Source organism: Streptomyces griseorubiginosus, from assembly GCF_017614965.1.
Lineage (GTDB): Bacteria > Actinomycetota > Actinomycetes > Streptomycetales > Streptomycetaceae > Streptomyces > Streptomyces griseorubiginosus_B.
The window spans coordinates 1-19,466 of the sequence record NZ_WVUG01000021.1 but is presented as its reverse complement, the minus strand read 5'-3'; the positions used below and the strand labels follow the sequence as shown (position 1 = coordinate 19,466).

Genomic DNA, 19,466 nt, shown 5'->3' with positions numbered 1-19,466 from the left:
AGGCAACTGTGTTCACCGTCGACGTAGCACTGCACCGACAGCGGGCCGAGCAGGTTCTGCCGCGCCCACGCCTCGTCATCGGCGGCAAGGAGCTGTCCGACACCAGCGGCGGGCTCTTCGAGCACGTCAACCCGGCGACCGGTCTCGTCCAGGCCGAGATCCCGCTCGCGGGCCCCGGCGAGGTGGACCAGGCCGTCGCCGCGGCCCGGACCGCGTTCGAGGTCTGGGGCGGCATGCGGCCGGCCGACCGGCGCCGTCTGCTCACCCGCTTCGCCCAGCTGATCCGCGACCACATTCCCGACTTCGCGGCGATCTGCCCGCTGGAGAACGGCGTCTGCGTCGGCGGCTGGGCCGAGAACGTCGGAACGCACATCGCCGAGTGGACCGAGTACTACGCGGGCTGGGCCGACAAGATCGAGGGCATGGTCGGCGCGGCCTACAGCCCCCACGAGAACGTCGAGTACACCCTGGCCGAGCCGTACGGCGTGATCGGCCACATCATCACCTGGAACTCCCCCGCGCTGTCCCTGGCGATGAAGATCCCGCCCTCGCTCGCCGCCGGCAACACCGTGGTGATCAAACCGGCCGAGTCCACCCCGTTCTCCGCGCTGCTCTTCGCCGACCTGGCCCGCGAGGCCGGCATCCCCGACGGCGTGATCAACGTCGTCACCGGCCTCGGCGACGCCGGATCGGCCCTGGTCACGCACCCCGGCGTGGACAAGATCTCCTTCACCGGCGGTCCCGCCACCGCGCGCCGCATCATGGCCGACGCCGCGCTCAGCCTCAAGCCCGTCCTGTTCGAACTCGGCGGCAAGTCCGCCAACCTGCTCTTCGCCGACACCGACCTCGACACCGTCGTGCCGTACTGCGCGGCCTTCGCCATGAGCAACACCGGCCAGGGCTGCGCACTGCCCACCCGCCTCCTGGTCGAGCGGCCGATCTACGACGAGGTGGTCGCCCGGGTCACCGGGGTCGTCGCCCACCTCCCCGTGGGCGACCCGCTCGACCCGACGACCTACATCGGGCCCCTGATCAACAAGGCCGCCCGCGACCGCGTCCAGGGCGTGATCGACAAGGCGATGGAGGACGGTGCGGGACGGCTGGTGTACGGCGGTGAACGCGTCGACGCCGACGGCTGGTTCGTCTCCCCGACGGTCTTCGCCGACGTCGACAACAACAGCGACCTCGCCCAGCGGGAGATCTTCGGCCCGGTCCTCGCCCTCACCCCGTTCGACACCGAGGACGAGGCGGTCGCCCTCGCCAACGACACCGAGTACGGCCTGTCCGCCTACGTCCAGTCCCGCGACATCGCCCGCGTGAACCGCCTGGTGCCGCGCCTGAAGGCCGGCACGGTGTACGTCAACCCCGGCCCGAACCCGATCACCTCGCCGGCCACGCCCTTCGGGGGCGTCGGCCTCAGCGGGTTCGGACGGGAGGGCGGCAGGGCCGGACTGGAGGAGTTCATCCACGTCAAGGGCGTCGGCGTCGGCCGCGTCTGACGAGATCCCACAGGAGCGAACCACCGTGAATCCCGCCCGCCGCCTGACGTTCGGCGACCTCATCCGCGAGCACCGCAGGTCCTACCCCGACGGCGTCGCCCTCGTCGACGGCGACATCCGGCTGACCTGGCCGCAGCTCGACGAGCGCACCAACCGCCTCGCCAACGCCCTCACCGAGGCGGGCGTCGGCCCCGGCGACCGCATCCTGTGGCTGGGCCAGAACTCCTTCCGCATCTGGGAGCTGCTCGGTGCCGCCGCGAAGACCGGTGCCATGGTCTGCCCCGGCTACTGGCGCTGGGCCGCCCCCGAAATGGCCTTCGCCGTCGAGGACTTCGACCCCCGGGTCATCGTCTGGCAGGACGAGGAGATCGGCGACACCGTCGGCAAGGCGCGGGCCGAACTCGGCAGCGACCACCGGGCGCTGTGGCTGCGGCACGACACCGATGGCCCCGACTCCTACGAGTCCTTCCTGGCCGCCGGTTCGCCCGACGACCCGGAAGTCGACGTCGACCCCGACACGGCGCTGCTCGTGATCTACACCGCGGCGATCTCCGGACGCCAGTCCGGCTCGATGCTCTCGCACCGCAACCTCCTCGCCATGGGCGCGGGCGCCGCCTGGATGGGGGACATCGGCACGGAGACCGCCTTCCTCGGCGCCGGGCCCATGTTCCACATCGGCAACTACCAGTTCTGGGGCGTCCCGGCCTTCGTGCACGGCGGCAAGAACGTCATCGTGCGCCGGGTCGTCGCCGAGGAGCTGCTGCCGCTGCTCGCGGCAGAGAAGTGCACCCACGCCTATCTGATGCCGCCGACCATCGCGCAGCTCGTCGCGCTGAACCGTGAGGCCGGGCACGACCTCTCGCATCTGCGGGCGAGCGTCGCCGCACCGCTGTGGCAGGACACCGTGCCCACCGACACCAGCCGCTTCACCCGCAACGGCGGCGGCGAGGGCCGCGGTTACGGACAGACCGAGGTGACCGGCTTCGCCGTGACGGGCGCCTACGGCGGCACGGGCACCGGCAACGCGGGACGCCCCGGCCCCGGCACCGCCGTACGGATCCTCGACAGCACCGGCGCTGAGTGTGCGACCGGGGTGGCCGGTGAGATCTGCGTCCGCGGGGACCTCGTGCACCTCGGCTACTGGAACCGGCCCGAGATCAACGAGGAGCGATTCCGCTTCGGCTGGTGGCACACCACCGACCTCGGCCGCCGCGAGGCCGACGGCACGATCAGCTTCCTCGGCACGACCACCCGCATGCTCAAGTCGGCCGCCGAGAACATCTTCCCCGCCGAGGTGGAGAACTGCATCGAGTCCCATCCGGCGGTGAAGGAGGCCGCCGTGATCGGCGTGCCCAACGAGCGCTGGGCGCAGGACGTCAAGGCCGTCGTGGTGCTGCACGCCGACGCCGGACCGGTCACCGCCGAGGACCTGGTCGAGCACTGCCGGGCGCGGATCGCCTCGTACAAGAAGCCCAAGACGGTGGAGTTCGTCGACGCGCTGCCCCGCACGAAGGACTTCGCGAAGGACTACGAGGCGCTCGACGAGCGCTTCGGCGGCGGCGGTTACCCGGGCGGCGACACGCTCGGCGCGGGACGGTGAACCCCGCGGACCGCCGCCTGCCGGTCGTCGTCGGCGTGTACGCCACCGAACAGGCGCTGTCCCTCCCGGACCGGGACGCCATGGACCTCGCGCTCGAAGCGGTGAGCGGCGCGCTCATGGACGCCGGGCTGGCGCCGTCGGACGTCGACGGCGCCCAGGTCGACTGGCCCGGCCCCGGCGGGGTGCCCGGCGAGGGCAGCTCCTGGGCGCGCGTGCTGGGCCGGGACCTGCGCTGGACCAGCGACTCGATGCTCGACAACGCGGGCTCACGCGGCCTGCTGAAGGCGGCGGCGGCCGTGCGGGCGGGGTTCGCAGACACCGTCGTGGTCGGCGGCTGCAGGCTGGTCTCGCGGGGGACCGGCCCCGTCGGGGCCGGGGTGGCGCTGGAGTTCGCGGACGTCTGGGGCAGCTATGTCGTCGCCCAGTTCGCCCTGGTCGCCGCCCGGCACATGCACGAGTACGGCACGACCTCCCGCCAGCTCGCGGAGGTCGCCGCAACCATCCGCAACAACGGCACCACCAACCCGGAGGCGATGATGTACGGGCGCGGCCCGTACACCGCCGACGACGTGCTCGCCTCCCGCATGGTGGCCACGCCCTTCCATCTGCTGGACTGCTGCATCGTCGGCGAGGGCGGCGCGGCGCTCGTCGTCACCACCGCCGAGCGGGCCCGGGACCTGCCGCACCCGCCCGTCGCCGTCCTCGGCGGCGGGATGCAGTACCACCAGGCCGCGTACGCCAACCCGGCGCTGTACCGGGAGGTCGGCGGGCTCGGGCGTCCGGCCGCCGAGCGCGCATACGCGATGGCCGGCATCGGCCCGCACGACGTGGACGTGTTCTCCCTCTACGACCCCAACTCCTTCGAGGTCATCCGCCAGTTGGAGATCCTCGGTCTGTGCGGCGAGGGCGAGGGCGGCCCGCTGGCCGCGAGCGGAGCCATCGCCGTCGGCGGCAAGCACCCGGTCAACCCGGACGGCGGCTGCCTGGCGTACGCCTGGAACGGCACCCAGCAGATGACCCTCAAAGTCGTCGAAGCGGTACGGCAGTTGCGCGGCACGGCCGTGCACCAGGTGGCGGGCGCGGAGCTGGCGGTCGTCGGCAACGCCGGTTCGGGGGCGCAGCACTACGAGATGAGCGTGCTGGGGAGGATGCGATGAGCCGGCCCGTACCCGTCCCGACGCAGTTGTCCCGGCCGTTCTGGGAGGCGGCCCGGCGCGGCGAGCTGGTCGTCCCGCACTGCCCGACCTGCGGTCTGCGCTTCTTCGTCCCCGAACCCGCCTGCCCCGGCTGCATGGCCCGCGACTGGCGGTACGCGCCCAGCGCGGGCCGGGGCACCGTCTACTCGGTGACCGTCGTGCACCGGGCCCCTGGCCCCGGCTTCGACACCCCGTTCGCGCTGGCGGTGATCGACCTCGACGACGGGGCGACCCTGCTGGCGCACGTGGACGCGGGCGACCCCGGGGACGTCGTCATCGGACTGCGCGTCCACGTGGACTTCCGCGCACTCACCGACGAGATCACGTTGCCGTACTTCGTACCGGAGAACCGGCCGTCCCCGTCGATCACAGAATGACTGCCGCCTCGTCATAATTTAAACACTGATTGCTCTCAGTGTATTTAGTTAGTGGTTTCCGGCGATAGCATCACCCGCATCGCGCGGGCACCGCTGGGGTGACCCGCCTCTGTGAGCATCGCCGAGGACCTGAAGTGGCAGTGCATGCGCGAGCGTCGAAGAGACAGGGCGGCAGGCGGGAACCCGGAGCCGGACGGCAGCCGGCGCTGCGCACGGTCCTGCTCGTCCTGGCCCTGGTGCCCATCGTGACCCTGGTGGCGCTGTGGGCGGTCGACTCCGCGCAGCTCTACACCGACTGGCGGCGCCAGCAGGACCGCAACGACGTGTCCACCCAGGCGGCCCGGCCGGTCCTGGGCGCCTTCTTCTCCCTGCAGGAGGAACGCCGGCTCAGCGAGGCGGCCCTGGCCGACCCCGCCGCGTTCCAGCAGCAGTTGCGCGCGCAGCGGGCCCGTACCGACGCGGCCGTCAAGGCCGTCGAGGCGCTGCCGGGCAGCGGGTGGAACGCGCCGGCCGACATCCGCGGCGACGTCGTCGACCTGAGCAGGGCCCTGCGGAACCTGGCCGAGTACCGCGCGGGCGTGGACGGACGGACCTCCTCGCCGCAGCAGACGTTCGACCGCTACACGGGTCTGATCTCCCTGCACCTGAAGGTGTTCAACACCCTCAGCACCGTCGGCCTGCCCGGCATCGACCACCTCGTCCGCCCGGTCATCGACGAGGACTGGGGCATGGAGATGATCTCGCGCGAGGACGCGCTGCTCACCCGCGCCTCGGTCACCGGCAGGCTCTCGGGAACCGACCGGGGACAGCTCGCCGCCTTGATCGGCGCCCAGCAGTTCATCTTCGACGACAAGGTCGTGCCGCTGCTCTCGCACGACGAGGCGCGGCAGTTCCGCGAGCTCATGGCGGGCAGCGGGTGGAAGAAGAAGACCGCCGTCGAACAGGCCGTGCTCGCGGGCTCTGCCTCCGGAAAGGACTCGGACCGGTTCTCCAAGGGCCTCGGCCGGACCTGGCGCGACAGCGTCCAGCAGGTCACCGCCGGGCTTCAGCAGCGCAACGCCGCTTACGCCAAGACCCTGACGGCCGCCACGGACAAGCAGTTGCGGGCGATGGAGACCCGGCTGATCGTCACCAGTGTCAGCAACGCCGTCGCCGTGTTCGTGGTCGCCCTGATCACCGTCCTGTTCACCCGCGTGCTGCGCCGCCGGATCTCCGCCCTGCGCACCGCGGCCCTGGACCTGCAGAGCCGGCTGCCGGACGTGGTGGACCGGATGCGCCGGGGCGAGGTCGTCGACCCGGACGCCGAACTCCCGGCGATCCGGCACAGCGGCGACGAGCTCGGGCAGCTGGGCCAGGCCCTCAACCTCGCCCGGCACACCGCCCTCGACACCACGGTGGCCCAGGTGGGCCAGCTCCACGGATTCGAGAAGCTGCTGCAGCGCATCGCCCGCCGTACCCAGCTGCTCATCGGCCTGCAGATGAAGAAGCTCAGCGAACTGGAACGCAAGCACGAGGACCCCGAGGTGCTGGAGGACCTGTTCGACCTCGACCACCTCACCGCGAGGCTGCGCCGCTACGAGGAGAACCTGGTCATCCTCGGCGGCGGCCAGCCCCAACGGCGCTGGCGCAAGCCGGTGCTGGTGCTGGACGTGCTGCGCTCCGCCCAGAGCGAGGTGCAGGACTACCGGCGGATCCAGATCGAGGTGCAGGGCCGGGTCTGGCTGTCCGAGCGTGCCGTCGGTCTCGTCATCCACGTCCTTGCCGAACTCATGGAGAACGCGGTGGGTTTCTCCCGGCCGCCGACCCCGGTGGAGGTGTACGCCGCCCAGGTGGGGCGCGGTCTCGCGGTGGAGATCGAGGACCGCGGGGTGGGCATGGACGAGGCTCAGTACGAGGCGGTCAACCGGATGATGGCCGACCCGCCCCGCATGGACGTGATGTCGCGGGCCGACGACGTCAGGCTCGGGCTCTACGTCGTCGCCCGGCTGGCGCAGGGCCTCGGTATCCAGGTGGACCTGCGGCCCTCGGCGTTCGGCGGGACCCGGGTGGTCGTCCTGATCCCCGACGAACTGGTCGTGGTGGACGCCTCCGGGCCGGCGGAGGAGACCGTGGGCTCCTGGCCGCCGGCGCCCGTCCCGGTGGCGTCGCCCTTCGAGGCCGTACCGGATCCGGCGCAGGGCCCGGACCCGGGCGCGCACCGGCCGGTCGCGGACGGCGTACCGTCCGGCCCGGCCGCCCCGCGGGACAGGCCGCGTGCCCATCCCGTGGGGCGGCAGCCGGGCGCACCGGGCCTGGGCGGCGCACCGGGCATGAGTGGCGCACCGGGTACGGGCGGTGGGCCAGGCACGGGCGGCGGATCGGGCACGGGCGGCCCACCACGGAGGCGTCTGCCCTCCCAGCCGTTCGGCCCGCCTCCCGGCCACGCGGCACCGGACGCGTCCGGCGCGCAGGCCGGTGCCGCCGCCCCCGGCGTGGTGCAACCGCTGCCCAAACGCGTCCGCCAGGCCAGCCTCGTCGACGAGTTGCGCGACCCGGGCGCCGCCCCGCGGGAGCGCCCCGGCGAGCGGGAGGCCGCTCCCCGTCCCACGCCGGCCCGTTCCGGCGCCACCGTCGGCGCATTCCAACGCCAGTCCCGCATGGCCAGGAGTACGACTCCCACGGTCCCCGGCCCCGCAGACACCTTGCCGACCCGCAGAAGTTCCCCGACGGAAGACTGACCATGACACTGCGTACGACCGCCACTCATCAGGATCTCGACTGGCTGCTGGACGGCCTCGTCGAACAGGTCCCGGGCACCCGGCACGCCATCGTGCTGTCCGACGACGGTCTGGTGGTGAGCCAGTCCAGCACCATCGCCCGGGGCGACGCGGAGCGACTCGCCGCCGTGGCGACCGGCCAGCAGAGCCTGGCCCGCGGGGTCGGGACGCTCTTCGACGGCGGGCCGGTGCACCAGGTGATCGTCGAGCTGGCCGACCTGTGGCTGTTCGTCTCCGCCGCGGGCCGGGGCACACATCTGGCCGTCGTCGCCTCCCAGGAGGTGGACGCCGAGCTGATGGCCGTGGCCATGCACACCCTCATGCAGCAGGTGGGCCGGCGTCTCGGCGCCGAGGCACGCGTCGTCATGCCCGGCGTCGAGGGCGGTGTACGTGAGTGAGCCACTGGACGGACGGCATGGAGGCGGACGACGCGGACACCCAGTCCGTCCGGCCCTACACGATCACCCAGGGCCGCACCGCGCCCGCCCGTGACGACCTCACCCTGATCACCCTCGTGACCACCGTCGACCCGGAGGTTCCCGGCCGGTCCTCGCGCGGTCTGCAACCCGAGCACCGCGCCATCCTGCGGCAGTGCCGAGCGCCGGCCGCGGTGGCCGAGATCGCCTCCGCGCTGGACCTGCCGATCTCGGTGGCGAAGATTCTGATCGACGACCTGGTGGCCCTCGGCAGGGTCACCACCCGTCCGCCGCTCGCAGTCGCGGCAGGAAGCACCATGGACATGAACCTACTTCGGGCGGTGAGGGATGGCCTCCGCAGACTTTGACCTCGCCCCGCGCACCCCGGTCACGGCTCCCGCGGCCGTCAAGATCCTCGTGGCCGGCGGCTTCGGCGTCGGCAAGACGACCCTGGTCGGCGCGGTGAGTGAGGTGGCGCCGCTGCGCACCGAGGAGTACCTCACCGTGGCCAGTGTCGGCGTCGACGACGTCGAGGGCGTCGAGCGCAAGTCGACGACCACCGTCGCCATGGACTTCGGCCGCATCATGGTCAGTCCCCGGCTGGTGGTCTACCTCTTCGGCACGCCCGGCCAGGAGCGCTTCTGGTTCATGTGGAACGACCTGGTGCACGGCGCCCTGGGCGCGGTCGTCCTGGCCGACACCCGCAGACTGGAGACCAGCTTCGCCTCCATCGACTTCTTCGAGAGCCGCCGCATCCCCTTCGTCGTCGGTGTCAACTGTTTCCACGGGCGTCGGGACCGCGGTGAGCGGGAGGTACGCGAGGCGCTCGACCTCGATCCCGACGTCCCGCTGATGATGGGTGACATGCGCGAACGGTCGGTCGGCCGCGATCTGTTGGTGACGCTGGCCGATCACCTCATCCGGACGAACTCGATTACCTAGCTTAAATAGTTATCTAGTTCTAGGATGGGGTCCACCGGGTTGAGGCGCGCCGCGCGCCTGCCGGCCGGACGGAGGTGGTCCCCGCGATGAGTGAGAACGGGAGACGCGGCGGGATCGGCGGCGCCCAGGTCCGGGTCCCCAAGATGGCGGAACTGGTCGCGGCACGGCTGCGCCGCATGATCGTGCGCGGTGAGCTCGTGGAGGGGGACGCGCTGCCGTCCGAGACGGCGCTGATGGAGGAGTTCGCCGTCTCCCGGCCCACCCTGCGCGAGGCGTTCCGGGTGCTGGAGTCGGAGTCGCTGATCGACGTGCGCCGGGGCGCCCGGGGCGGGGCGCGGGTCCAGGTCCCGGAGGGCACGGTGGCCGCCCGCTACGCCGGTCTGGTGCTGGAGTACCGGGGCACGACGCTGAAGGACGTGTACGACGCCCGTACGGTGATCGAGGCGCCGTGCGCTGGCCTGCTGGCCGAGCGGCGCACCGAGGAGGACCTGCGCAGACTGCGGGCCGCCGTCGCCGAGGCTGAGCGGCTCATGGACGACCCCTCGGCCTTCATCCGCGCCCACATGGAGTTCCACGCCCTGGTCGTGGAACTCGCGGGCAACGAGACGCTCGGCGTCCTCAACGGCATGGTCCGCCACATCATCGACCAGGCGAACTGGTCCCACGTCGACCTCGACGCCGGCAGCCCGGAGAACATCCGGGCCAACCGCCGGGGCTTCCGCGCCCACGGCGCGCTCGTGGACCTGGTGGCCGCGCGCCGCGCCGAGGCCGCCGAGGACCTGTGGCGCGTGCATCTGCAGGAGGCGGAGGACTATCTGCTGCAGAGCAGGTCCATGACCACCGTCCTGGACCTGCTCGGCTGACGGTCAGCTCTCACGCAGCTCCGCCACGATCGGCTCCCACACCTCGGCACGGGTCTCGTAGGCGGTGTAGAAGGACACCCGGTCGACCAGCGCCCCGTACCGGCGCCGGATCTCGCCCGCCACCCGGTCCGGCTCCGCCACCACCGCGAAGGTGCCCAGGACCTCGTCGTCGACGAGCCGGGTCATCGCCTCCCACTTGTCCTCGCGCCGGGACGTCGACAACGCGTGCAGTTCGTCGCCGAGTTCGCCCCAGCCGTGCAGCTCCAGGACCCCGCGGTAGGCGGGCGTGCTGCCGTAGAAGGCGACCTGGGCGCGGGTGCCGTCGATCGCGCGGGCCATCTCCTCCTCCGTCCCGCCGGTCGCGGTCAGCAGCAGATGGGAGACGGAGAAGTCGGCGCGTGTGCGGCCCGAGGACGCCAGTCCGGACTCGACGGTCGGCAGGGTGACCTCGCGCAGATACCGCTCGGTGGTGAAGCCGTGGGCGAGCAGACCGTCGGCCACCTCGCCCGCCACCCGCGTCATCGCCTCCCCGACGGCGGCCACGAACACCTTGGGCGCGCCGCCGGTGGCGGGCGGCGGGGAGAAGAACGGGGACATCAGCGTGTGCGAGTAGAAGTCGCCGCGGAAGTCCAGCCGTTCGCCCTCGTTCCAGGCGGCCCAGATGGCGCGCAGCGCGCTGACGTACTCCCGCATCCGGGCGGCGGGTCTGCTCCACGGCATCGCGAAGCGCCGCTCGATGTGCGGCTTGATCTGGCTGCCCAGGCCGAGCGAGAAACGCCCGCCGGAGTACGTCTGCAAGTCGTGTGCGGTGTACGCCAGTTGCATGGGGGAGCGGGCGAAGGCCACCGCGATGGCGGTGCCGACCTCCAGCCGGTCGGTGTGCTCGGCGGCCAGCATCAGGGGCAGGAACGGGTCGTGTTTGGACTCCGAGGCCCACAGCCCGTCGTATCCCGCCTTCTCGTGGTGGCGGGCCTCCTCCACGACCTCCGTGGTGCTCCACACGTTGAGCTTGCCGTCGACCTTCATGCCGCTCCTTCGCCCGCTTCCATGCCGATGCGCCGTACGAGCAGTTCGCGATGGTACGCGGGATCGCCGAACAGCAGCTGTGACGTCTTGGCCCGCTTCAGATAGAGGTGGGCCGGGTGTTCCCAGGTGAAGCCGATACCGCCGTGGACCTGGATGTTGTCCGCCGTGGCCCGCGCACACGCGTCGGAGCAGAACGCCTTGGCCAGGCTCGCCACGGCGGGCAGGTCCGGGGCGTCGTTCTCGGCGGCGAGCAGGGCGTAGTGCGCGGCGGCGCGCGCCGACTCGACCTCCAGCAGGACGTCGGCCAGCAGATGCTTGACGGCCTGGAAGGAGCCGATCGCCCGCCCGAACTGCTGGCGGACCTTGGCGTACTCCACGGCCATGTCGAGCGCGCGGGACGCCACCCCGACCTGCTCGGCGGCAAGCTGGACGGCGGCCCGGTCCAGGACCTGGGCGACCAGGTCCCAGCCGTCGCCGTGCGTCCGCAGCCGGGTCGCCGGTACCTCGAGGTACTCCAGGCGGGCCTGCCGGCGGGTCGGGTCCAGGGTGGGCAGCGGCGTACGCGTCAGACCGGGCGCGTCACCGTCCACCACGAAGACACCGATCCCGTCGACGGCGCGTGCCACGGTGAGCACGACATCGGCGGCCGCCCCGTCGAGCACGAACGTCTTGTGCCCGGTCAGCAGCCAACTGCCGCCGGACTCACGGGCGGTGAGCCCGACCCCCGCCGCGTCCCAGCGCGCCGAGTCCTCGGTCAGGGCCAGTGTCGCGACGAGCTCTCCTGCCGCAAGACCCGGCAGCAGACGCTTGCGGGCCTCCTCGTCGGCGCAGCGCAGCAGCGTGGTCGTCGCCAGGACGGCCGAGGACAGGAAGGGCGCGCACAGCAGGGCGCGGCCCGTCTCCTCCATGACCACGCCCACCTCGACCGGCCCGCACCCGGCCCCGCCGTACTCCTCGGGCACGGCGAGCCCCTGCAGACCCAGCTCCGTGCCCATCCGGCGCCACAGCGCCCGGTCGAAGCCCTCGGGGGTCTCCATCAGACGCCGTACCTCGGTCTGAGGCGAGGTGTCCGCGAGGAACGCCCGCACCGTGCGGCCGAGTTCCTCAAGCTCCTCGCTGAACGCGAAGTCCATCCCGTGCTCCTCTGCGGTTCAGCGGCGGCCGCGTGCGGCGATGATCCGCTCGACGGCGGCGATGTGGTCCGGCGCGTGCATGGTTTCCCGCTCGGCGAGCAGGGCCGGCTCCATCACCGTGTCGAGGGCCTGCTCCAGATGCCGGTTGACGGCTCGCTTGGTCTCGCGCAGCGCCTGCGCGGGCAGGGCAGCCAGCCGTCCGGCCAGGTCCATGGCCTCGTCCATGAGCTTGTCCCTGGGCACGGCGCGGTTGGCGATGCCCAGCCGGACCGCGTCCTCGGCGCTCACCCGGTCGCCCAGGAAGAGCAGCTCCTTCGCCCGGGTCAGGCCCACGAGCAGCGGCAGCACGTACGCGCCGCCGTCGCCCGCGACGAGTCCGACCTGGACGTGGGGGTCGGCGACATAGGTGTCGTCGGCGATCAGCACGAGGTCGCTGAGCAGGGCGAGGCTGCAACCGAGGCCCACGGCGGGGCCGTTGACCGCCGCTATGACGGGCAGGGGGCAGCGGACCAGGCCGGTGATGATCCCGCGCGCCTCGTCGACCTGCCGTTGCCGGAATGCGGCGTCGCGCTGGACGCGGGTCATGGTGTCGAGGTTGCCGCCGGCGCTGAACGCCCGGCCGCGCCCCGTCAGGACGATCACCCGTGCCTCCGGATCGGCGGCCAGCTCGTCCCACACCGACGCGAGGCCGGTGTGCAGCTCGTCGCTCATCGCGTTCAGCTGCTCGGGCCGGTTCAGCTCGACCAGCCGGATGGGCCCGACGGCCGTCACCACGAGATCCGTCATTGTCGCCGCCCTCGTCCAGGGATCCGTCATTAGAGTTGAATGCTATAACTAATTAAGCTTTCTGGAAACCGGGTCGCGGAGTGACGGAGGACGCGCATGCCGCAGCAGGAGTACGAGACCGTACGGGCCGAGCTGGCCGACCGGATCCTCACGGTCACCCTCGACCGGCCGGAGAAGCTCAACGCCTTCAGCCCGCGCATGATGCAGGACCTGCTGGACGTCCTGGACGCCGCCGACGCGGACGACGAAGTGCGGGTGATCGTGGTGACCGGCGCCGGACGCGGTTTCTGCGCGGGCGCCGACGTCAGTTCCGGGGGTTCGTCGTTCGACCACCGCAAGGCGGGCGCCTGGCACCGGGACACCGGCGGCCGGGTCGCGCTGCGGATCTTCGCCAGCACCAAGCCGGTCATCGCGGCGATCAACGGCCCCGCGGCGGGCGTGGGGGCCAGCATGACCCTGCCCATGGACATCCGGCTGGCGTCGACCACGGCGAAGTTCGGTTTCGTCTTCGCCCGTCGCGGCATCGTGCCGGAGTCCGCCGCGAGCTGGTTCCTGCCCCGGGCGGTCGGCATGCAGCGGGCCATGGAGTGGGTGGCCACCGGCCGCGTCTTCGGCCCCGAGGAGGCGCTGGCGGCGGGGCTGGTCCGCTCCGTCCACGCGCCTCAGGAACTGCTCCCGGCGGCGTACGCGCTGGCCCGGGAGATCGCCGAGAACACCTCGGCGGTCTCCGTCGCCCTGTCCCGCCAGATGATGTGGCGCATGCTCGGCGAGCCCCATCCCATGGCCGCGCACCGGCTCGACTCGCGGATCATGAGCCAGATCGGCGGCGGGCCGGACCCCGTCGAGGGTGTCGAGTCGTTCCTCGCCAAGCGGCCGCCCGCCTTCCCCGGCCTGGTGAGCAAGGACATGCCGGCCGTGTACCCCTGGTGGCGGGAGGAGGAGTTCCGGCCGTTCGGGGAGTAGCCGGCCGGCCACACCCTTTACATACCGACGAGATGTGGCCGAAACATTGTCGTGGTCTGCGTGAGGTGTTAGCGTCCGGTCGGCGGACATTCAGTTGAATGCGCTAAACCATTCACCGCCTGGACGGTAACCATGAGCGATGGTTTCCTGCATGAATCGCTGCGCGGGGTCGACTGGGGGGTCGCCACCGCGGACACCGTCGCGGCCCCGCCGCCGCCCGCTTGGGAGCGCGGCGGACACTTCGGGCAGTGGACCGACGACATGCGGCAGCTGCTCGGCGTCACCGCCGACACCCACCGCATGGTCGCGGGCTGGCCGCTGCTCCAGCCCGACGGCCCGGGCAGCTGGGACCGGCGGGCACTGGACCGCTGCGAGCGCGCGCTCGACGCCCTGCTCGCCCAAGGGAAGCGGCCCGCCCTCACCCTCGTCGACCGCACGCTGCCCCCGTGGCTGGACGGCGCCGGAGGCTGGCTCGCCCGCGACACCGCCGAGCACTTCGCCGCGTACGCCGCCGAGCTGGGCCGCCGCCTCGGCGACCGGGTGGAACGCTGGATCACCTCCACCGACCTGGCCGGGCCCACCCTCGCCGACCATGTGGCCGGAATGTACTCACCGGGCCGTGGCGCGGGCCGCGCAGGGCTCCCCGCGGTCCACCACATCCTCCTCGCCAACGGACTCGCCACCCGGGCCCTGCGCGCCGCGGGTGCCGCCGGCCGGATCGGGACCACGGTCACCCTCGTGGGCGGCTACCCGGCCACCGACGACCCCTACGACCGGCTTGCCCTGGAGCGTCTGGAGAGCTGGACCAACCGCATCTTCCTCGACCCGCTGCTGCTCGGCGAGCACATGGTGACCGAGGACGACCTCGCGCCCGTGGCGGCCACCGGCTGCGTACGCCCCGGCGACCTGGACGTCATCACCACCGCCCAGGATCTGCTGGCCGTCTCCTGGCACACGCCGTTCCGCGTCACCGCGCCCGAGAACCTGCCCCGGGTGCTGCCGAGCGCGAAGTGCCGCAGCGCCCTCAACGAGGTCAACCGGCTGCTCGTCGGCCTCGGCTTCGCGATCGTCCCCTTCGACGAGGTGGAGACCACCGCCTACGGCTGGCCCATCATCCCCGAGGGGCTCGCCGACGCCGTCGCGGGCCTGTGCGACCTGTACGGGGACCTGCTGCCCCCGCTGTCCGTCGTCGACAACGGCATGGGTGACCTGGATCTGGTCGACGGCACGGGCAACCGCGACGACACCCGGCGCCGGGCCCTGCTGCGCGCCCGGCTCTCCTGGCTGGCGGGGCTCGTCGACGCCGGAGTGGAGGTGTGCGGCTACGAGTACTGGTCGGTCCTGGACAACCTGGAGGCCAAGTTCCGCTACACCCGCCTGTACGCGATGGCCGTCCCCGACCACGAGCTCGCGCCCCGGCCCGCGATGCCGTCCGACTGGGTGCGCACCGGAGCCTTCGCCGGTCCGCCCGCCGACGGCCCGCGGACCGGCCTGACCCTGGTGGCCCCCGCTCAGGGCGTCGGCGCCTCGTAGTCCCGGCCGCGGATCAGCCGTACCGGGCAGTAGACCAGCACGTCCTCGTCCCGCTGGTTGCGCACGGTGACCCGGCTGGTCACCACGCCCCGGCCGGGCTTGCTGGAGGGGCGCGAGCCGGTGGTCTCCACGACGGCGTACAGCGTGTCGCCGACGTACACCGGCGCGTGCACGGTCAGTTCCATGTGCAGGAAGGCGAGCCCCGTGCCGTGCAGGACGTTCGTCTGCAGGACGAGGCCCTCGGCGAGGCAGTACGTCAGACCGCCGGGAACCAGCCGGCCCGTGTAACCGCCCTCCGCCGCGTGCGTGGCGTCCCAGAACAGCGGCTCGGTGAAGCCGCCCCAGGTGACGAAGTTGACCAGGTCGGTCTCGGTGACGGTCCGCCGGGCGGTCCGGAAGACCTGCCCGACCGGCATCTCCTCGTAGGTCAGCCCCTTCACCAGGGGCGGGATGCCGGTGGTCGTGTCCTGCGCGGTCATGGAATCGGTCATGGAATCGGTTCCTTTCGGTGGCGTCGTCACAGGTCGAGCGGGTGCTTCTCGGCCACGGCCGCGAAGTCCGGGGCGCGCTTGTCGCGATGGGCCGCCAGGCCCTCGACGACCTCGTGGCCCGCGAAGCCGAAGAACTCCAGGCCGAGCGAGGCCTCGAAGGCGGGCTGGGCGCTGCGGTACCAGTGGTTGAGGGACCGCTTCGTCCAGCTGATCGCGCTCGCGGGACCGGCGGCCAGGACCTCCGCCACCCGCAGCGCCTCGGCGTGCACCTCCTCGTCGGCCACGCACTTCGACACCAGCCCGATCCGCTCGGCCTCCTCGCCCGTGAGGGCCTCGCAGGTCAGCAGGTAGTACTTGGCCTTGGCCATGCCGCACAGCAGGGGCCAGCAGATGGCCGCGTGGTCCCCGGCCGCGACCCCGAGGCGGGTGTGCCCGTCGACGATCTTCGCCGTGCGGGCCGCGATCGAGACGTCCGCCAGCATGCCGATGACCAGCCCGGCCCCCACGGCCGGCCCGTGGATCGCGGAGACCACCGGCTTGGAGCAGTTCATGACCCCGTACACCATGTCCCGCGCCTCGCGCATCACCCGGGCGCGCACCGCGTGGTCCTCGGTCAGGGCCTGGATCGAGTCGAAGGTCCCGCCCGCCGAGAACGCCCGGCCCGCCCCCTGGACCAGCACCGCCCGGACCTGCTCGTCCCGGTCGATCACCGGCCAGATGTCGGCCAGTTCGCCGTGCATCCGCGGGTCCACCGCGTTGAGGTTCGGGGCGTCGAGCACGACGCGCAGCACGCCGGGCGCGGGCCGCTCGAAGGTCAGGCTCGTGAACGGGGCATAGGGATCGGTCACGTCGCGCTCCTGGCGTAATCAGTGCGGATACTATAATTATCTAACTGTATCGAGCGGAGAGCGGCAAGCGATCGGCAGACGCTTCGCAGCGAGGACGGGAAGCCCGGCATGGATCTCACCTTCAGCCAGGAACAGGACGAACTGCGCACGGTCGTACGGTCCTTCCTGGCCAAGTACTCCGACGAGGCGGCCGTGCGCCGGCTGTCCGCCGACCCGCGCGGCCACGACGCCGTCGTCTGGCGGCGGATGGCCGGCGAGCTGGGCCTGCAGGGGCTCGCCGTACCGGAGGAGTACGGCGGCTCGGGCTTCGGCTATGTCGAACTCGGCGTCGTCTTCGAGGAGGCGGGCCGCGCGCTGCTGTGCGAGCCGTACTTCGCCACCGTTGCCCTGGCCGCCGAGACCCTGCTGCGCTGCGCCGACGACCAGGCACGGGCCGACCTGCTGCCGGGCATCGCCTCCGGCGCGACGATCGCCACCCTGGCGCTCACCGAGGACAGCGGCCGCTGGGACGAGCCCGGCATCCACCTCACCGCCCGCCACACCGCTGGCGGCTGGCGGCTGACCGGCGCCAAGACCTTCGTCCCCGACGGCCTGCTCGCCGACCTGCTCCTGGTCGCCGCCCGCACCCCTGGGGGCATCAGCCTTTTCGCGGTCGGCGCCGACGCGGCCGGCCTCACCCGCACCTTTCTCCCCACCCTCGACCAGACCCGCAAACAGGCCCGTCTGGAGTTCGCCGACACCCCTGCCCGTCTGATCGGTGCCGAGGGCACGGCCTGGCCCGTTCTCGAACGCACCCTCGCCACGGCCTCGGTGCTGCTCGCCGCCGAACAGGTCGGGGGAGCGGCCGCCGCGCTCGACGCCGCCGTGGACTACGCGCGCATCCGGGTGCAGTACGGGCGGCCCATCGGATCCTTCCAGGGGATCAAGCACAAGTGCGCCGACATGCTGATGGAGCTCGAGTCCGCCCGCTCGGCCGCGTACGCCGGGCTGTGGGCGCTGGACGCCGGGGACGACACGGAGACCGCGCTCGCCGCCGCCCTGGCGCAGGCCTTCTGCTCGGAGGCGTTCACCAAGGTGGCCGGCGACAGCATCCAGGTCCACGGGGGCATCGGCTTCACCTGGGAGCACCCCGCGCACCTGTACTTCAAGCGGGCCAAGAGCTCCGAGGTGCTGCTCGGCACACCGTCGTACCACCGTCAGCTGCTGGCCGCCCGGCTCGGCATCTGAGATCTCCAGGAGAAGGGAGAAGCGGACATGGAGCTGGACTTCGGACCCGCGGTGCGTGACTTCCGCGAGGAACTGCGGGACTGGCTGGCGGACCATCTGGTGGGGGAGTTCGCCGAGCACCGGGGCGTCGGCGGCCCCACCGACGGCGCGGCCTGGGAGGTCCGCCTGGCCTGGGACCGCGAGCTGTCCGCCGGGGGGTGGCTGGGCGTGGGCTGGCCGCGGGAGTACGGCGGCAGAGGTCTCGGACTCCTCGAGGAGATCGTCTTCGAGTACGAGTACGCCCGCGCCAACGCCCCCTACCGGGCCACCGGCAACGCCCTCGACCTGCTCGGCCCCATGCTGCTCAAGGTGGGCGGCGAGGAGCAGAAGAAGCGGTTCCTGCCGCCGATCCTCGCCGTCGAGGAACTGTGGGGGCAGGGCTTCAGCGAACCCGGCGCCGGCTCCGACCTGGCCTCGGTGCGCACCCGCGCCGAGCGCGACGGCGAGGCGTGGGTGGTGAGCGGCCAGAAGGTGTGGACGTCCTTCGGCATGCACGCCGACTGGCTCTACGTCCTCGCCCGCACCGATCCGGACTCCGTCCGGCACATGGGGCTGACCATGCTGCTCCTGCCCACCGACCAGCCCGGTGTGGAGATCCGCCCCATCCGCAACCTCGCGGGCCAGGACGAGTTCGCGGAGGTGTTCCTCTCCGACGCGCGCACCGACGCCGGCATGGTCGTCGGAGAGGTCGGCCAGGGCTGGCGCACGGCGATGGCCACGCTCGGCATCGAACGCGGCACCACGCTCCTGCCCCAGCAGCTCACCTTCGAGCGGGAGGCCGAGTCGCTGATCGAGCTGGCCCGGGAACGCGGCGCGCTCGACGACCCGATGCTGCGCCGCCGCATCGTCGACGCCTGGATCTCCGTGCGCGTCATGCGCACCACCAACCTGCGCACCCTCGCCGAACTCACCGCGGGCCGTACCCCGGGCGCCCAGGCCACCACGGCCAAGCTGTACGCCTCGACCCGGCACCAGCGACTCGGCCACCTCGTACAGGAGTTGGCGGGCCCGGCCGGACAGATCGTCGGCGCCGACTACGGCCTGGACACCCGGCAGCGTTCCTTCCTGCTGTCCCTGGCGGAGACGATCTACGGCGGGTCCAGCGAGATCCAGCGCAACATCATCGGCGAGCAGATCCTGGGCCTGCCGAAGGAGCCGCGGCCATGACGCCGATCGAGGACCGTCTCGACCGCGTCGAGTCCCACCTCGCCATCCAGCAACTGCCCGTGCGGTACGCGCTCGCCGTGGACGCCCGCGACCTCGACGCCTGGACCGGCTGCTTCCGGCCCGACGTGGACATGGGGCGCCACGGCCACGGGCGGGAGGCGCTGCGGGCGTACATCGAGCCCCTCGTCCGGGGCTTTCGCCGGTCCGTCCACCAGGTGTGCGGGCACCGGATCGAGTTCACCGGCCGCGACACGGCCACCGGCTCCGTGTACTGCCGTGCCGAGCACGAGGTGGGTCAGCGGTGGATCGTCATGGCCATCCGCTACCTCGACGACTACGCGCGCGTGGACGGCGAGTGGTTCTTCTCCCGGCGCCGCGAGCAGCACTGGTACGCGGCCGACGTGACCGAGCGCCCCCAGCGGGTGGGATTCGCCGGCTGGGAGGGCGCCGGGGAACCGGCGCTGCCGGACGCCTTCCCCTCCTGGGGACCCTTCTGGAGGGAGTCGTGATGCGGCGGCTGGCGGGGAAGACCGCCCTGGTCACCGGCGGGGGACAGGGCGTGGGCCGGGGCATCGCGCTCGCGCTGGCGGCCGAGGGGGCGGCC

The 19,466-nt window shown here is 72.2% G+C and carries 19 protein-coding genes; 14 read left to right on the top strand and 5 right to left on the bottom strand.

The window, feature by feature from the left end; all coding sequences use genetic code 11:
• Nucleotides 1-8 precede the first annotated feature (8 nt).
• The 9 genes from GRC12_RS06680 (at nucleotide 9) to GRC12_RS06640 (ending at nucleotide 9,649) form a co-directional block, all read left to right on the top strand.
• Nucleotides 9-1,499 carry an aldehyde dehydrogenase family protein gene (locus GRC12_RS06680; protein WP_208778144.1) on the top strand — a complete coding sequence of 497 codons (1,491 nt, stop codon included), beginning with the start codon at nucleotides 9-11 and terminating at the stop codon, nucleotides 1,497-1,499.
• 25 nt (nucleotides 1,500-1,524) lie between these two features.
• Nucleotides 1,525-3,099 (top strand): AMP-binding protein, encoded by a 1,575-nt coding sequence (locus GRC12_RS06675; protein WP_208778143.1) that lies wholly within the window; start codon nucleotides 1,525-1,527, stop codon nucleotides 3,097-3,099.
• Nucleotides 3,096-4,256: a thiolase family protein gene (locus tag GRC12_RS06670; protein ID WP_208778142.1), complete on the top strand. Its 1,161-nt coding sequence runs from the start codon at nucleotides 3,096-3,098 to the stop codon at nucleotides 4,254-4,256. Before GRC12_RS06675 ends, GRC12_RS06670 begins: the two co-directional genes overlap by 4 nt.
• Nucleotides 4,253-4,672, top strand: a complete 420-nt coding sequence (locus tag GRC12_RS06665; protein WP_208778141.1) for a Zn-ribbon domain-containing OB-fold protein — start codon at nucleotides 4,253-4,255, stop codon at nucleotides 4,670-4,672. Before GRC12_RS06670 ends, GRC12_RS06665 begins: the two co-directional genes overlap by 4 nt.
• A 134-nt stretch (nucleotides 4,673-4,806) precedes the next feature.
• On the top strand, nucleotides 4,807-7,389 hold the full coding sequence (locus GRC12_RS45375; RefSeq protein WP_208778140.1) for a sensor histidine kinase: 2,583 nt from the start codon (nucleotides 4,807-4,809) through the stop codon (nucleotides 7,387-7,389).
• Nucleotides 7,390-7,391: 2 nt separating this feature from the next.
• Nucleotides 7,392-7,826 carry a roadblock/LC7 domain-containing protein gene (locus tag GRC12_RS06655; protein ID WP_208778139.1) on the top strand — a complete coding sequence of 145 codons (435 nt, stop codon included), beginning with the start codon at nucleotides 7,392-7,394 and terminating at the stop codon, nucleotides 7,824-7,826.
• A 17-nt stretch (nucleotides 7,827-7,843) separates the two neighbouring features.
• The gene (locus GRC12_RS06650) at nucleotides 7,844-8,212 is read left to right on the top strand and encodes a DUF742 domain-containing protein (RefSeq protein ID WP_208778179.1); all 369 of its coding nucleotides are present in this window, start codon (nucleotides 7,844-7,846) and stop codon (nucleotides 8,210-8,212) included.
• Complete coding sequence (locus tag GRC12_RS06645; RefSeq protein ID WP_208778138.1) at nucleotides 8,193-8,786, top strand: GTP-binding protein; 594 nt, start codon at nucleotides 8,193-8,195, stop codon at nucleotides 8,784-8,786. Before GRC12_RS06650 ends, GRC12_RS06645 begins: the two co-directional genes overlap by 20 nt.
• A gap of 86 nt (nucleotides 8,787-8,872) precedes the next feature.
• Nucleotides 8,873-9,649, top strand: coding sequence for a FadR/GntR family transcriptional regulator (locus tag GRC12_RS06640; RefSeq protein ID WP_208778137.1), 777 nt, complete (start codon nucleotides 8,873-8,875; stop codon nucleotides 9,647-9,649).
• A gap of 3 nt (nucleotides 9,650-9,652) precedes the next feature.
• Here the strand turns inward: GRC12_RS06640 and GRC12_RS06635 are convergent, their stop codons facing one another.
• Genes GRC12_RS06635 through GRC12_RS06625 form a run of 3 tightly spaced genes read right to left on the bottom strand, consistent with a single transcriptional unit; the run spans nucleotide 9,653 to nucleotide 12,594 of the window.
• Nucleotides 9,653-10,675: an LLM class F420-dependent oxidoreductase gene (locus GRC12_RS06635; protein ID WP_208778136.1), complete on the bottom strand. Its 1,023-nt coding sequence runs from the start codon at nucleotides 10,673-10,675 to the stop codon at nucleotides 9,653-9,655.
• Nucleotides 10,672-11,808 (bottom strand): acyl-CoA dehydrogenase family protein, encoded by a 1,137-nt coding sequence (locus tag GRC12_RS06630; RefSeq protein ID WP_208778135.1) that lies wholly within the window; start codon nucleotides 11,806-11,808, stop codon nucleotides 10,672-10,674. Before GRC12_RS06630 ends, GRC12_RS06635 begins: the two co-directional genes overlap by 4 nt.
• Nucleotides 11,809-11,826: 18 nt before the next feature.
• On the bottom strand, nucleotides 11,827-12,594 hold the full coding sequence (locus GRC12_RS06625; RefSeq protein WP_208778134.1) for an enoyl-CoA hydratase/isomerase family protein: 768 nt from the start codon (nucleotides 12,592-12,594) through the stop codon (nucleotides 11,827-11,829).
• A 96-nt stretch (nucleotides 12,595-12,690) separates the two neighbouring features.
• Between GRC12_RS06625 and GRC12_RS06620 the strand changes: the two genes are divergently transcribed.
• Nucleotides 12,691-13,557, top strand: coding sequence for a crotonase/enoyl-CoA hydratase family protein (locus tag GRC12_RS06620; protein ID WP_208778133.1), 867 nt, complete (start codon nucleotides 12,691-12,693; stop codon nucleotides 13,555-13,557).
• Nucleotides 13,558-13,689: 132 nt separating this feature from the next.
• Complete coding sequence (locus GRC12_RS06615) at nucleotides 13,690-15,090, top strand: family 1 glycosylhydrolase (RefSeq protein WP_208778132.1); 1,401 nt, start codon at nucleotides 13,690-13,692, stop codon at nucleotides 15,088-15,090.
• On the opposite strand, the gene GRC12_RS06610 is transcribed toward GRC12_RS06615, so the two are convergent.
• Together GRC12_RS06610 and GRC12_RS06605 are read right to left on the bottom strand one after the other, a co-directional pair.
• Nucleotides 15,069-15,581 carry a MaoC family dehydratase gene (locus GRC12_RS06610; protein ID WP_244372152.1) on the bottom strand — a complete coding sequence of 171 codons (513 nt, stop codon included), beginning with the start codon at nucleotides 15,579-15,581 and terminating at the stop codon, nucleotides 15,069-15,071. The genes GRC12_RS06615 and GRC12_RS06610 overlap by 22 nt on opposite strands.
• A 26-nt stretch (nucleotides 15,582-15,607) precedes the next feature.
• Nucleotides 15,608-16,429: an enoyl-CoA hydratase/isomerase family protein gene (locus GRC12_RS06605; RefSeq protein WP_208778131.1), complete on the bottom strand. Its 822-nt coding sequence runs from the start codon at nucleotides 16,427-16,429 to the stop codon at nucleotides 15,608-15,610.
• A 108-nt stretch (nucleotides 16,430-16,537) separates the two neighbouring features.
• Here GRC12_RS06605 and GRC12_RS06600 point away from each other — a divergent pair, with 108 nt between their 5' ends.
• From GRC12_RS06600 to GRC12_RS06590, 3 genes are read left to right on the top strand one after another with little or no spacing between them, the layout of a single operon-like run.
• Nucleotides 16,538-17,656 (top strand): acyl-CoA dehydrogenase family protein, encoded by a 1,119-nt coding sequence (locus GRC12_RS06600; protein WP_208778130.1) that lies wholly within the window; start codon nucleotides 16,538-16,540, stop codon nucleotides 17,654-17,656.
• Between the two features lie 27 nt (nucleotides 17,657-17,683).
• On the top strand, nucleotides 17,684-18,862 hold the full coding sequence (locus GRC12_RS06595) for an acyl-CoA dehydrogenase family protein (protein WP_208778129.1): 1,179 nt from the start codon (nucleotides 17,684-17,686) through the stop codon (nucleotides 18,860-18,862).
• A complete protein-coding gene (locus GRC12_RS06590) occupies nucleotides 18,859-19,371 on the top strand; it encodes a nuclear transport factor 2 family protein (protein WP_208778128.1) in 513 nt (170 codons plus the stop codon). Before GRC12_RS06595 ends, GRC12_RS06590 begins: the two co-directional genes overlap by 4 nt.
• Nucleotides 19,372-19,466 lie beyond the last annotated feature (95 nt).

What these genes read in the sequence shown, in the direction of transcription:
- GRC12_RS06665 (WP_208778141.1), top strand. Translation starts at nt 4,253, where the DNA reads ATGAGCCGGCCCGTACCCGTCCCGACGCAGTTGTCCCGGCCGTTCTGG.
- GRC12_RS06655 (WP_208778139.1), top strand. Translation starts at nt 7,392, where the DNA reads ATGACACTGCGTACGACCGCCACTCATCAGGATCTCGACTGGCTGCTG.
- GRC12_RS06650 (WP_208778179.1), top strand. Translation starts at nt 7,844, where the DNA reads ATGGAGGCGGACGACGCGGACACCCAGTCCGTCCGGCCCTACACGATC.
- GRC12_RS06645 (WP_208778138.1), top strand. Translation starts at nt 8,193, where the DNA reads ATGGCCTCCGCAGACTTTGACCTCGCCCCGCGCACCCCGGTCACGGCT.
- GRC12_RS06640 (WP_208778137.1), top strand. Translation starts at nt 8,873, where the DNA reads ATGAGTGAGAACGGGAGACGCGGCGGGATCGGCGGCGCCCAGGTCCGG.
- GRC12_RS06635 (WP_208778136.1), bottom strand. Translation starts at nt 10,675, where the DNA reads ATGAAGGTCGACGGCAAGCTCAACGTGTGGAGCACCACGGAGGTCGTG.
- GRC12_RS06630 (WP_208778135.1), bottom strand. Translation starts at nt 11,808, where the DNA reads ATGGACTTCGCGTTCAGCGAGGAGCTTGAGGAACTCGGCCGCACGGTG.
- GRC12_RS06625 (WP_208778134.1), bottom strand. Translation starts at nt 12,594, where the DNA reads ATGACGGATCTCGTGGTGACGGCCGTCGGGCCCATCCGGCTGGTCGAG.
- GRC12_RS06620 (WP_208778133.1), top strand. Translation starts at nt 12,691, where the DNA reads ATGCCGCAGCAGGAGTACGAGACCGTACGGGCCGAGCTGGCCGACCGG.
- GRC12_RS06615 (WP_208778132.1), top strand. Translation starts at nt 13,690, where the DNA reads ATGAGCGATGGTTTCCTGCATGAATCGCTGCGCGGGGTCGACTGGGGG.
- GRC12_RS06610 (WP_244372152.1), bottom strand. Translation starts at nt 15,581, where the DNA reads ATGACCGATTCCATGACCGCGCAGGACACGACCACCGGCATCCCGCCC.
- GRC12_RS06600 (WP_208778130.1), top strand. Translation starts at nt 16,538, where the DNA reads ATGGATCTCACCTTCAGCCAGGAACAGGACGAACTGCGCACGGTCGTA.
- GRC12_RS06595 (WP_208778129.1), top strand. Translation starts at nt 17,684, where the DNA reads ATGGAGCTGGACTTCGGACCCGCGGTGCGTGACTTCCGCGAGGAACTG.
- GRC12_RS06590 (WP_208778128.1), top strand. Translation starts at nt 18,859, where the DNA reads ATGACGCCGATCGAGGACCGTCTCGACCGCGTCGAGTCCCACCTCGCC.